This window comes from Nocardioides sp., assembly GCF_036401255.1.
GTDB lineage: Bacteria > Actinomycetota > Actinomycetes > Propionibacteriales > Nocardioidaceae > Nocardioides.
In genome coordinates, this window is the sequence record NZ_DASWVI010000155.1 from 1 (window position 1) to 12,507 (window position 12,507).

The window sequence follows — 12,507 nt, forward strand, 5'->3', positions numbered from 1 at the left end:
GGTGCGGCACCTGCCCGAGGTCGCGCGGCGCGGTGCGAGGACCCTGACCGAGGTCGGCTGAAGCGCGGGTAGGCAGCACGTAGGGCGTCTGGCACGATTCAGTAGACAGGCGTGGCGGCCCCACTGTGATCTGACGGTGTCGAGCCCCAGCCGGTCACCTGGCCCAAGTAGGCTCGTCGCGAGACGAGACGCAGGAGAAACAGGGAGCGCAAGTGGCGGTCATCGAGCAGGTAGGCGCACGCGAGATCCTGGACTCGCGGGGCAACCCCACCGTCGAGGTCGAGGTGGGCCTGGACGACGGCACAGTCGGGCGCGCCGCGGTGCCGTCCGGCGCCTCCACCGGTGCGTTCGAGGCGATCGAGCTGCGCGACGGCGACAAGGGCCGGTACCTCGGCAAGGGCGTCGAGAAGGCGGTCAGCAACGTCGAGGACAAGATCGCCGATGAGCTGCTCGGCTACGAGGCCAGCGAGCAGCGCCTGATCGACGAGAAGATGCTCGACATCGACGGCACCGCCGACAAGTCCGAGCTGGGCGCCAACGCCATCCTCGGCGTCTCGCTCGCCGTCGCCAAGGCCGCCGCGCTCTCCGCCGAGCTGCCGCTGTTCCGCTACGTCGGCGGACCGAACGCGCACGTGCTGCCCGTGCCGATGATGAACATCCTCAACGGTGGCGCGCACGCCGACTCGAACGTCGACGTGCAGGAATTCATGATCGCCCCGATCGGGGCGCCGTCGTTCCGCGAGGCGCTGCGCTCGGGGGCCGAGGTCTACCACGCGCTCAAGTCCGTGCTGAAGAAGAAGGGCCTGGCGACCGGCCTGGGCGACGAGGGCGGCTTCGCGCCGAGCCTGCCGACCAACGCGGCCGCGCTGGACCTGATCGCCGAGGCCGTGCAGGCCGCCGGCTTCAGCCTGGGCACCGACATCGTGCTGGCCATGGACGTCGCGGCGACCGAGTTCCACAAGGACGGCGCGTACGTCTTCGAGGGCTCGCCGAAGTCGACCGACGAGATGATCAACTACTACGCCAAGCTCGCCGAGACGTACCCGATCGTCTCCATCGAGGACCCGCTCGACGAGGAGGACTGGGCCGGCTGGACCGCGCTCACCGCCCAGATCGGCGGCAAGGTGCAGATCGTCGGTGACGACCTGTTCGTCACCAACCCGACCCGGATCGGCCGCGGCATCGCCGAGGGCGCGGCGAACGCCGTCCTCGTCAAGGTCAACCAGATCGGCTCGCTGACCGAGACCCTCGACTCCGTCGACCTGGCGCACCGCAACGGCTACCGGTGCATGATGAGCCACCGCTCCGGCGAGACCGAGGACACCACGATCGCGGACCTCGCCGTCGCGACGAACTGCGGCCAGATCAAGACCGGCGCCCCGGCGCGGTCCGAGCGGGTCGCGAAGTACAACCAGCTGCTCCGGATCGAGGACGAGCTCGGAGATGCCGCGCGCTACTCCGGCGCGTCGGCGTTCCCCCGGTACGCCGGCTGAGCGAACCTAGGACGTATGCCGTCCGAGAGTCGTCGTACGCCGCCGCGCGCGCCGCGCCCCCGGGGGCGGTCGGGACCACGCAAGGTCTCGACCGTCGCCCGCCCGGGCCGGACCGCGCCGGCGGCGTCGGCGTCTCCGGGCCACCCGTCGCCCGCCTCGTCGGCCGCGTCGGCCGCGTCCGCCGCGTCGTCGGCTTCGCGGCCGACCCGGCGCCGGCCCCGGTTGACCGGCCGCGCCGCGATCCTCGTGCTGGTGCTCGCGGTGCTGACGGTCTCCTACGCCTCCTCGTTGCGCGCCTACCTGCAGCAGCGTGACCAGATCGGCGACCTGAAGAGCCAGATCGCGCTGCGCCAGGCCAACATCGACGACCTGGAGCGGGAGAAGCGGCGCTGGGAGGACCCGGCGTACGTCCGCCAGCAGGCCCGCGAGCTCAACTTCGTGATGCCCGGCGAGACGACGTACGTCGTGCTCGACGAGCACGGCGACCCGCTGGAGAGCGACACCTCCCTCACCGACCCCTCGACGGTCGCGCCCAAGGCCCCGAAGGCCTGGTGGTCCGACGCCTGGGAGTCGGTGCGGCTGGCCGGCAACCCGCCCGCCCCGGATCCCGAGCCCTCGACGAAGATCAACGGCACCGACTGACCGACCCGGTGGTTGAGGTGCGAGCGAAGCGAGCCTCGAAACCACCTGCTGGAACAATGGCCGCGTGATCGACCCACAGGACGTCGCCGCCGTCGAGGCCCAGCTGGGCCGGGAGCCCCGGGCCATCCACGAGGTCGGCCACCGCTGCCCGTGCGGCAACCCCGACGTCGTCACCACCGAGCCGCGGCTGCCCAACGGCACGCCGTTCCCGACGACGTTCTACCTGACCTGCCCCCGCGCGGCGTCGCGGATCGGCACGCTCGAGGGCTCCGGCCTGATGAAGCAGATGCAGGACCGGCTCGCCGAGGACCCCGAGCTGGCCGCGGCGTACCGCCTGGCCCACGAGCGCTACCTCGAGGCGCGGGCCGCCCTGGGCGCGGTGCCGGAGATCGAGGGCATCTCGGCCGGCGGGATGCCCGACCGGGTCAAGTGCCTGCACGTGCTCGCCGGCCAGGCGCTCGCTCAGGGCCGGGGCGTGAACCCGCTGGGCGACGAGGTGCTCGACCTGCTCGGACCGTGGTGGGAGGCCGGGCCCTGTGTGGAGGTGACCTCCGGTGGTTGAGGAGGTTGCGCTGCAACCGTCTCGAAACCCGGTCGCCGCGATCGACTGCGGCACGAACACGATCAAGCTCCTGATCGGCGCGCTTCCCGACGTCGCCGTCCGCGAGATGCGGATCGTCCGGCTCGGCCAGGACCTCGATCGCACCGGCCGGATCGCCGACGAGGCGCTGGAGCGGTCGTTCGCCGCGATCGACGAGTACGCCGAGCTGGTCCGCGCCCACGACGTGCCACCCGAGCGGGTGCGGTTCGTCGCGACGTCCGCGACCCGGGACGCCGCCAACGCCGAGGCGTTCGTGTCCGGCGTGCGCGCGCGGCTCGGGGTCGAGCCCGAGGTCGTCACCGGCGCGGAGGAGGCGGCCCTCGCGTTCGGCGGCGCCGTGCGCAACCTCCGGGTCCCGGCGCCCGCCCCGGTGCTGGTCGTCGACATCGGCGGCGGCTCCACCGAGCTGATCCTCGGCAGGTCGGACCCCGAGCAGGCGCACTCGATGGACATCGGCTCGGTGCGGCTGCACGAGCGGCACCTCGCCAGCGACCCCCCGACGCCCGACCAGGTCGCGGCCTGCCTCGCGGACGTGGACGCCCACCTCGACGCCTGCCCGGTGGACGTGGCCGCCGCGGCGAGCGTCGTCGGCGTGGCCGGCACGGTCACCACGGTGGCGGCCGCGGTGCTGGACCTGCCGGCGTACGACCGCGAGGTGCTCGACCAGTCGGTGCTCGCCGTGGCCGACGTGCACGCGGCGGTCGACCGGCTCGTCGCGATGACCCACGACGAGCGGCGGACGCTCGGCTTCATGCACCCGGGGCGCGCCGACGTCATCGACGCCGGTGCGCTGATCCTCTCGGCCGTCCTGCGCCGCGCCCGCGTCGAGACCCTGGTGGTCTCCGAGTCCGACATCCTCGACGGGATCGCCTGGTCCATCGGCCGCTGAGACGCCCGGGCGGGGAGTGTTTCCCGACCCCCGGTGGTGGGCACCGGGCCACCATGAGCGATCCACGGACGACGACCGACGAGCCGATCGGCGCGCTCGTGCACCGGCTGTCCGAGCAGATCCCGGAGCTGGTGCGCAGCGAGCTGCGCCTCGCGCAGGCCGAGCTCACCGAGAAGGGCAGACGGGCCGGGCTCGGCATCGGCATGTTCAGCCTGGCCGGGCTGCTGGCGTTCTTCGGGACGGCGACCCTGATCACCACCGCGGTCGTCGCCCTCGACCTGGTGCTGCCGCTGTGGGCGGCCTGCCTGATCGTCGCCGGCGTGCTCCTGCTCGGGGCGCTCGGCGCCGCGCTGGGCGGCCGCAGCGAGATCCAGCAGGCGACCCCGCCGACGCCCGAGGTCACGATCGCGAACGTCAAGCAGGACGTCTCCGCACTGAAGGGGGAGCACCCGTGAGCACCAACGGCACCACCCCGCAGCAGCTCGAGTCCGACATCGAGCGCCAGCGCGAGGAGCTCGCGGCCACCGTGAACCAGCTCCAGGCGAAGGTCGACGTCAAGGCGCGCACCCAGCACAAGGCGGCCGAGCTCAAGGCCGACATCAAGGACCGCGCGACGACCGCGACCGGCAAGCCGCGCCCCGACCTCACCGTGGCCGCCGTGGCGGCGCTCGCCCTCGTCGTCGGCCTCGTGGCCTGGCGCCGCCGGCGCTGAGCCGACACCCACCCCCGCACCCCAGGAGGACCCATGAAGAAGCTCACCCTGCTCGCCGGCGTCGCCCTCGGCTACGTCCTCGGCTCCCGCGCGGGCCGCGAGCGCTACGAGCAGATCAAGGCCGGCGCCAACCGGGTCGCCCACAACCCCAAGGTCCAGGCGGCCGCGGGCCGGGCCCAGGAGACCGTCGCCCAGCAGGCGGCCACGGCCGCCGACGTCGCGAAGGAGAAGGTCTCCGACGCCGCCTCCACCGCGGCCGACAAGGTACGCCGGGAGAGCTCGGTCCAGCCCGCACCCTGAGCCCACCCGGGACACGGGCGCGGGTGCGGGAGGATGGCCGGGTGACCCCGGCGGCGCGCAGACGCCGGTCGCCACGACGGCGGCGGGCGTACGCCGGCTCGCCCGGTCGGTCGATCTGGCCGAACTGGACGCTCGGGTGTCGGTCTGCCGGGCCTGCCCGCGGCTGGTCCGCTGGCGCGAGGACGTGGCGCTGGCCAAGCGCGCGTCGTTCGCCACCGAGCCCTACTGGGGCCGGCCGGTCCCGGGCTGGGGCGCGACCGATCCGAGCGTGCTGATCGTCGGCCTCGCGCCGGCCGCCAACGGCGCCAACCGCACGGGCCGGATCTTCACCGGTGACCGCAGCGGGGACTGGCTGTTCGCGAGCCTGCACCGCGTCGGGCTGGCCACCCAGGGCACCAGCGTCCACGCGGCCGACGGGCTCGAGCTCATCGGCACCCGGATGATCGCGACGGTCCGCTGCGCGCCGCCGCAGAACAAGCCCAGCGTCACCGAGCGCGACACCTGTGCGCCGTGGCTGCACGCCGAGCTCGCTCTCGTCCTCGACACCGTCGAGGTCGTCGTCGCGCTGGGCGGCTTCGGCTGGGACGCGACGATCCGCTCGTTCGCCGGGCTCGGCTGGGAGGCGGCGCGCCCGCGGCCCCGCTTCGGGCACGGTGTCGAGGCGCACCTGGTCGGCCCCGACCGTGAGGTGACGCTCCTGGGCTGCTACCACCCCAGCCAGCAGAACACGTTCACCGGCCGACTCACCGAGCCGATGCTGGACGACGTCCTGCGCCGCGCGGCCGTCCTTGGGAGGATCGGGGACTAGTCGCCTCGACGCCCCCGTATCCCAACCGGCAGAGGAAGCCGCCTTAAAAGCGGCGCAGTCTGGGTTCGAGTCCCAGCGGGGGCACCGCACCGGCCGACACGCATCCGGCAGGACCTTGAGCGCGCGGGCGCAGACCCGGGTACGGTCACTGCCATGAAGGATGGCGGGCTCGGGACCGGTCTCGGGGCGTGCGAGGCGGCATGACGGATCGGTCCAGGCGACGCCGGGCGGCCGCGCGCGTTGCCGAGGAGCTGACGACGCTCGGCTGTGCCGCGGTCCTCGGGTTCGCCACCTATGCGTGGCAGCGCCGCCGGGCGACCACGCACGAGGCCGATGCGTTGGTGGCCGCGGAGCGGGCCCTCGCCGAGACCGGTGAGCGCTACCGATCGCTGTTCGACTACCACCCCCACGCGGTGTTCTCGCTCACGCTGGACGGCCGGTTCGAGGCCGCCAACCCGGCCTCGGAGCGGTTGGCCGGGCACACCGTGGCGGAGCTGCAGGAGATGACGTTCCCCGAGGTGCTCGTGGCCGAGGACCTCGAGCCCGCCTCGGTGGCCTTCCTCAAGGTGCTGCAGCGCGAGCCCCAGGTCCTCGAGGTCGGGGTCCGGCACCGGGACGGACGCGTCGTCGACGTGACGGTCACCGCCGTGCCGATCGTCGTGGGCGGCGAGGTGGTCGGCGTCTACGGCATCGCGGAGGACATCACGGCGCGCAACCGCCTCCAGCGCGACCTCGAGAGCGCCACCCGGGCCGCCGAGCAGGCCAACCAGGCCAAGTCGGTGTTCCTGGCGAACATGAGCCACGAGATCCGCACCCCGCTGACCAGTGTGCTCGCGGCGTGCGAGCTGCTCGCCGACAGCGGCCTGGACACCCAGCAGGAGCGACTCACCGACATCATGGGCCGCTCCGGCGCGCGACTGCTCCGGCTCGTCGACGACGTCCTCGACTTCTCCCGGGTCGAGGCCGGACTGGCCACCGTGGACCGCACCGACTTCGACCCGCGCACGCTGATCGAGGACGTGGTCGCGCCCGCGCGGGAGGCCGCCGCGGACAAGGGGCTGACGTTCGGCTGCCTGGTCGACGAGGGCCTGCCCAAACGCCTGCACGGCGACGCCGACCGGATCGCCCAGGTGCTCTCCAACCTGCTCGACAACGCGGTGAAGTTCACCGAGGACGGGTTCGTCCGGGTCTCCGCGCGTGCCGAGCCGACCGACGGCCGCCAGGTCGACCTGCGGCTGCTGGTCGCCGACTCCGGCATCGGGATGACGACCGACGACACCGAGCGGGTCTTCGAGACCTTCCGGCAGGCCGACCCCTCGATCACCAGGAAGTACGGCGGCACCGGCCTCGGGCTGGCGATCACCAAGCAGCTCGTCGAGCTGATGGACGGCTCGGTGGATGTCACCAGCATCCCGGGCGGCGGCACCACGTTCGCGGTGCACCTGCCGCTCGCCGTCGCCGGCTGAACCGGCACCTCCCACGCCGTCCGTCGTTGGTGGGGCGTGCGCAGACTCCTCCTCGCGGTGCTCCTCGCCGCGGTCCTCGTCCTCACGACCGCGCCGTTCGCGAGCGCCGACCCGCCGCAGCTGCGACGGGAGGGCCGCTGGCTGGTCGACCCGCAGGGCCGGGTCGTGATCGTGCACGGGTTCAACCTCGTCTACAAGCGCGAGCCCTACGCGCCGCCCGCGGCCGCCGCGGGCTTCACCGCCCGCGACGCGAGGTGGCTGGCCCGCCACGGCTTCAACGGCGCGCGGGTCGGGGCCCTGTGGGCCGGACTCACCCCGGACGCGCCGGGCGAGGCGGACCCGGCGTACCTCATCCGGGTGCAGCGCGTGCTCGACCTGCTGGCCCGGCGCAGGCTCTGGATGCAGCTCGACATGCACCAGGACCAGTGGCACGAGACGTACGGCGGGGAGGGCGTCCCGGACTGGGCCGTGCACCGGCCCGCGCCGTGGTCGGCGGCGCCACCGGTGGTCGCGCCGTTCCCGACCGGCTACTGGACGCCCGAGGTGTCCACGGTCTTCGACAACTTCTGGGCGGGCGCCGACGGGCTGCTCGACGACTGGGCAGACACGTGGCGGATCGCGGCCCGGGCCTGGCGCGGCCAGGCGTACCTGATGGGCTACGACCTGCTCAACGAGCCGTGGATGGGCCTGGAGTGGCCGACCTGCCTCGCCACCGGCTGCGCGGACTCCTACGCGGCCGAGCTGCAGCCTGCGATGGAGCGCGGCCTCGCCGCGATCCGCGAGGTCGACCCCGAGAACGTCGTGTGGTGGGAGCCGCAGCAGTTCGCCGGGGGCCAGCCGCTCGACACGTTCTTCACCGCGGTCGCCGGCGAGCGGCAGCTGGGGTTCTCGTGGCACAACTACTGTCCCGACGTGTTCCTCGAGTCGCAGGGCGTCCCGGGCGGCGACGTCGAGAACTGCTGGGACTTCGCCCGCGGCCGGCAGGAGCACGCGCTCGATCAGGCGCGGACCATGCGCGCCGTACCCCTCATGTCCGAGTGGGGTGCCACCGACAACGTCCGGGCGATCGAGATCGACGCGGCGGCCGCCGACGAGCGGCTGATGGGCTGGACGCACTGGGCCTACAAGCGCTGGGACGACCCGACGACCGCGGACACCGCGCAGGGCCTGTTCCGTGACGACGCCGACCTCCGCTCGGTCAAGCGCGCCAAGGCGCGGGTGCTCGTGCGCACCTACGCGCAGGCCACCGCGGGCACGCCGCTGGCGATGTCGTTCGACCCGGCCGACGGCGCGTTCCGGTTCCGCTACCGGCCCGACCCGGCGATCACCGCGCCGACGCGCATCTTCGTCAGCCCGCTGCACTACCCCGACGGCTGGCGGGTGCGCGTCGACCAGGGGCGCGTGGTGTCCCGGACGCAGCGGCAGCTGCTGGTCGCGGCCCGCCCGGGCGCCGACGTCGTCACGGTCCGGATCGCCCGCGCCTGACCCCCGCCGGCCGGGAACCTTTCGGGCCGCGGCAGCGTTCAACCCGGTGAGCCTGCCTAGACTGGGCTCGTTCAGGTGACCCGTCAGAGCGACGCCACCCACGGCCTCGAGGAGAGACCATGCAGAGCAACAACCCTGTGTTCCGCCGGTCGGAGGAGTTCCACGCCTCCGGCTCCAACGCCTACGGCAACCAGACGTACGCCGGCAACGGCTCGGCGTACCAGGGCTACGGACAGACCGGCTACACCGACCCCGCGACCTGGGGCACCGGTACGCCCGGCCAGCCGGGCACGAGCCCCGCCGTCGACCACGGTCCGATGACGATCGACTCCGTGGTGCAGAAGACGGCCGTCTCGCTGGGCCTCGTGATCGTCGCCGCGCTCGCCACCTGGGTGATGACGCCCGACATCGAGAACGGCGAGGTGAGCGGCAGCCTGGTGGCCGCCGTCACGCTCGGCTCGCTCGGCGCGTTCGCGCTCTCGATGGTCAACTCGTTCAAGCGGGTGATCAGCCCGGCGCTCGTGATGGCGTTCGCGGTGCTCGAGGGCGTCGCGCTCGGTGGCCTGAGCAAGATCTTCGACGTGCAGTTCGGTGACGGTGTGGTCTCCGGCGCCGTGATCGGCACGTTCGCCGCGTTCGCGGGCACGCTCGCGGCGTACAAGGTCTTCGACATCAAGGTCGGCAACAAGTTCCGCATGTTCGTGATGGCCGCCGTGTTCGGCATGATCGGCCTGAGCCTCATGGAGCTCGTGCTGAGCATGTTCAACGCCGACATCGGCCTCTTCGGCTTCGGCACGCTCGGCATGCTGACCGCCATCGCCGGCCTCGCACTCGGTGTGTTCATGCTGGTCCTCGACTTCGACTTCGTCGAGCAGGGCATCGCCAACCGGCTCCCCGAGCGGGAGTCGTGGCGCGCGGCCTTCGCGATGACCGTCAGCCTGGTCTGGATCTACACCAACCTGCTGCGCCTGCTGGCGATCTTCAGCGACAACTGAGCTGCCCTGATCCGAGCTTGCGAGGATCAGGACACAGCAGCCAGGTCGAGTAGCCCCGCGACCGACGAAGGAGGTCGCGACGGGCGTATCGAGACCGTGACGGTACGGCGTATCGGGACCTCCCGCGTGGGGGTTTCGTGCGACGGAGGGCCCTGGGGCGTTCCCGGGGCCCTTTGGCGTGTCGTGCGGGTTTCCCCGGTCGGCCGGTGAAACCCGCACGACACGCCGTGGGAGATCGGCGTGTCGTGCGGGTTTCGGCTGCCAAGTGGTGCCAGGGGGACGGGTGGGGCTCGGCCTCGGCCGCTCTCTCGGAGCCTCTGCGGCGACTCAGCCCTGGCCGTCCAGCCACGCCAGCACGGCCAGCACCCGGCGGTTGTCGTCGGGCGCTGGCGGCAGGTCCAGCTTGGTGAAGATCGCGTTGGTGTGCTTGCCGACGGCCTTCTCGCTGACGAACAGGCGCGCGGCGATCGCGGCGTTCGAGCGACCCTCGGCCATCAGGGTCAGCACCTCGCGCTCGCGCGGGGTGAGCCGCTCCAGCGGCTGCTCGCGGCCGGCACCGCTGACCAGGCCCGCGACCACCTCCGGGTCGAGGACCGTGCCGCCGGAGGCGACCTGGCGGACCGCGGCCACGAAGCCGTCCACGTCCGCGACCCGGTCCTTGAGCAGGTAGCCGACCGCGCCCTCGCCGCTGGCGAGCAGCTCGCGCGCGTACAGGGGCTCGACGTACTGGCTGAGCACCAGCACCGGGAAGCCCGGCCGGGCCCGCCGCGCCGCGACGGCGGCGACCAGGCCCTCGGTGGTGTGCGAGGGCGGCATGCGTACGTCGACCACCGCCACGTCCACGTCCGGGGAGGCCAGCGCGCGGGTCAGGGACGGCGCGTTGTCGACCGCGGCCACCACGACCATGCCGCTGGCCTCGAGGATGCGGGTCAGTCCGACCCGCAGCAGCGCCTGGTCCTCGGCGACCACCGCCCGCAGGCCTGCGCCTACTGGCTCGTCCGGCACGGCACCTCCAGGGTCACGATCGTCGGCCCGCCCGGCGGGCTGGCGACCTCCATCGTGCCGTCGAAGGCCGCGAGCCGGCGAGCGATGCCCGCCAACCCGCCGCGCTGGTCGTCGACGTGGGCGTCGGCGCCGCCCCGGCCGTCGTCACCGACCTCGAGGTGCAGCACGCCGTCGTCGTAGGAGCCCACCACCCAGGCGCGGCTGGCGCCGGAGTGCTTGACGGTGTTGGCGAGACACTCGGCGACCGCGAAGTACGCCGCCGACTCCACCGGCTCCGGGATGCCCCGCGGCAGGTCGACGGCCACGGTGACCGGGAGCGGGATGGGCAGCGCCAGCGCCTCGATGCCGCCGGCCAGGCCCCGGTCGGCCAGCGCGGGCGGGTGGATGCCCCGGACCACCGAGCGGAGGTCCTCCAGGGCGGAGACCGTGGTCTCGCGGGCCTCGCGCAGCAGCTCGGCGGCGGCCGCCGGGTCGGACTCGAGCAGCTTCTCCGCGAGTCCGACGTTCATGCCGACCGCCGCGATCCGGGCCTGGGCGCCGTCGTGCAGGTCGCGTTCGATTCGGCGCACCTCGGCGGCGGAGTGGTCGAGGGTCTCGGTGCGCGACGCGGCCACCTCGGCGACGCGGCGCTCGAGCCGCTGGACCCGGGAGTGGCCGAGGATGTTGCGCTCCGCGACCGCGCGGCCGCGGACCAGCCCCGGCGTCACCAACCACCACACCAGGAGCAGCGGGCCGTCGAGCAGGACGAGCATCCACCACCAGAAGCCGCCGTCGAACACGGCGCCGCCGAGATGGGTGATGGGCGCGGTCAACAGCCCCACTGGCAGCACCGACATCACGAACCCGCCCGTGGCCGAGAACCACAAGAACCCGACGTCGCGCCAGCGGGCCTTGTCGGTGAGCCACCGCACCGGCCGGGTGACGACGTTGGTGCCCGTGGTGTCGGCGTACGACGCGGTGACCTGCTCGCCCAGCAGGGCGCCGCTGACCCGGCGGTGGACCGCGGTGAGCGCCGCGGTCGCCGGGACGACGCCGAGCGCGAGCACGAACCCGGCCGCGACCAGTCCGAGCGGGATGCACAGGAGCGTGAGGATGCCCAGCGCCAGGGCCGGCGCCCCCAGGAGGGCGTAGGCGGCCGAGACCACGGTCAGCCGCAGCCGGTCGACGAGGGCGTCCCCGTCGACCGGCGTGGGCCGGAGCGACCCGATCCTGCGCAGCAGCATGGCGGACCAGTCTGTCACCGGATGGCCCCGGCCGGCACGTGTGCGCGCCGGACCGCGGACCGAGCCGCCAGCAGGGTCAGGGCCACGGCGGCCGCCATGACCAGGGGCGGCAGCCACAGCTGCCCGTCGGGCACGATGCCCTCGTGGCGGGCGACGCCGAACGGGATCACGGCGGCCAGCGAGGCCAGCGCACCGAGCACGACCCCGATCGCGGCCACGCCGCGGGCCTCGGCCAGCACCGACGCCTCGACCTGACCGGGGGTGGCGCCCAGCAGCCACAGCTGGTGCAGCTCCGCGCGGCGGTGGGCCACGACGGCGGCGAACGTGTTGACCACGACGACCGCCGCGAAGACCACCATCATCCCCACCACCACGTTGTTGAGCAGGTTGATCGTGCGGGCGTCCTCCTCGAACCCCGCCGGGCGGGTGCGGTCGTCGGTGCCGACGATCATGAACACGCTGATCCCCGAGGCCGTGAGCACGATGACGGGCGCCAGCACGCCGCTGAGGAGCCGGGCGCGGCGCCGCGAGTTGTACGACGCCAGGTACGCCGGCGCCCCGTGGCCCAGCACCGGCCGGGCGGGAGCCGACAGGACGCGCAGCAGCCAGGGGGACAGGCAGCCCAGGCCGACCGCGACCAGGATGCCGAGCTGCCCGGACGTCGCCATCGCGCTGTAGGGGTCGTCGTCGTGCGCCGTGACCGTGATCGTGACGACCGCCATCGAGGCGCTGTAGCCGAACAGCACGACCGCGGCGGCGATCCGCCACCACTGCAGCCGCCCGGTCCCCGGCCGGCCCTCGCTGGGGGTGATGCTGGCCGGGCCGCGGGTCGCGCGGCGGGCGGCGAAGCCGGCGCCGAGCAGGCTGACCAGCACGACCAGGGCTGCC

General features: G+C 73.3%; 14 protein-coding genes and 1 tRNA gene. 12 read left to right on the top strand and 3 right to left on the bottom strand.

Features of this window, described 5'->3' with window-relative positions:
- Positions 1-212 precede the first annotated feature (212 nt).
- From eno to VGD85_RS07315, 12 genes are all read left to right on the top strand, one after another.
- A complete protein-coding gene (gene eno, locus VGD85_RS07260) occupies positions 213-1,493 on the top strand; it encodes a phosphopyruvate hydratase (RefSeq protein ID WP_331062780.1) in 1,281 nt (426 codons plus the stop codon).
- A gap of 222 nt (positions 1,494-1,715) precedes the next feature.
- Complete coding sequence (locus tag VGD85_RS07265) at positions 1,716-2,135, top strand: septum formation initiator family protein (protein WP_331062781.1); 420 nt, start codon at positions 1,716-1,718, stop codon at positions 2,133-2,135.
- A 64-nt stretch (positions 2,136-2,199) separates the two neighbouring features.
- A complete protein-coding gene (locus VGD85_RS07270; RefSeq protein ID WP_331062782.1) occupies positions 2,200-2,697 on the top strand; it encodes a DUF501 domain-containing protein in 498 nt (165 codons plus the stop codon).
- On the top strand, positions 2,690-3,625 hold the full coding sequence (locus tag VGD85_RS07275) for an exopolyphosphatase (RefSeq protein ID WP_331062783.1): 936 nt from the start codon (positions 2,690-2,692) through the stop codon (positions 3,623-3,625). The genes VGD85_RS07270 and VGD85_RS07275 overlap by 8 nt, the downstream gene beginning before the upstream one ends.
- 53 nt (positions 3,626-3,678) lie before the next feature.
- On the top strand, positions 3,679-4,080 hold the full coding sequence (locus tag VGD85_RS07280) for a phage holin family protein (RefSeq protein ID WP_331062784.1): 402 nt from the start codon (positions 3,679-3,681) through the stop codon (positions 4,078-4,080).
- Positions 4,077-4,337, top strand: a complete 261-nt coding sequence (locus VGD85_RS07285) for a DUF3618 domain-containing protein (protein WP_331062785.1) — start codon at positions 4,077-4,079, stop codon at positions 4,335-4,337. Before VGD85_RS07280 ends, VGD85_RS07285 begins: the two co-directional genes overlap by 4 nt.
- Positions 4,338-4,370: 33 nt before the next feature.
- Positions 4,371-4,637: a hypothetical protein gene (locus tag VGD85_RS07290; protein ID WP_331062786.1), complete on the top strand. Its 267-nt coding sequence runs from the start codon at positions 4,371-4,373 to the stop codon at positions 4,635-4,637.
- A gap of 136 nt (positions 4,638-4,773) precedes the next feature.
- Complete coding sequence (locus tag VGD85_RS07295; RefSeq protein WP_331062787.1) at positions 4,774-5,445, top strand: uracil-DNA glycosylase; 672 nt, start codon at positions 4,774-4,776, stop codon at positions 5,443-5,445.
- Between the two features lie 10 nt (positions 5,446-5,455).
- Positions 5,456-5,529: transfer RNA gene (locus VGD85_RS07300), tRNA-Leu, on the top strand.
- Between the two features lie 116 nt (positions 5,530-5,645).
- Positions 5,646-6,911 (top strand): sensor histidine kinase, encoded by a 1,266-nt coding sequence (locus VGD85_RS07305; RefSeq protein WP_331062788.1) that lies wholly within the window; start codon positions 5,646-5,648, stop codon positions 6,909-6,911.
- A 36-nt stretch (positions 6,912-6,947) separates the two neighbouring features.
- Complete coding sequence (locus VGD85_RS07310; RefSeq protein WP_331062789.1) at positions 6,948-8,396, top strand: glycoside hydrolase family 5 protein; 1,449 nt, start codon at positions 6,948-6,950, stop codon at positions 8,394-8,396.
- 119 nt (positions 8,397-8,515) lie between these two features.
- Positions 8,516-9,391 (top strand): Bax inhibitor-1/YccA family protein, encoded by an 876-nt coding sequence (locus tag VGD85_RS07315; protein WP_331062790.1) that lies wholly within the window; start codon positions 8,516-8,518, stop codon positions 9,389-9,391.
- A gap of 327 nt (positions 9,392-9,718) precedes the next feature.
- On the opposite strand, the gene VGD85_RS07320 is transcribed toward VGD85_RS07315, so the two are convergent.
- The 3 genes from VGD85_RS07320 to VGD85_RS07330 form a co-directional block, all read right to left on the bottom strand.
- Positions 9,719-10,369, bottom strand: coding sequence for a response regulator transcription factor (locus tag VGD85_RS07320; protein ID WP_331062793.1), 651 nt, complete (start codon positions 10,367-10,369; stop codon positions 9,719-9,721).
- Between the two features lie 8 nt (positions 10,370-10,377).
- Positions 10,378-11,619 carry a sensor histidine kinase gene (locus VGD85_RS07325; RefSeq protein WP_331062791.1) on the bottom strand — a complete coding sequence of 414 codons (1,242 nt, stop codon included), beginning with the start codon at positions 11,617-11,619 and terminating at the stop codon, positions 10,378-10,380.
- A gap of 14 nt (positions 11,620-11,633) precedes the next feature.
- On the bottom strand, positions 11,634-12,507 hold an 874-nt coding region (locus VGD85_RS07330; RefSeq protein ID WP_331062792.1), incomplete at its 5' end, for an FtsX-like permease family protein.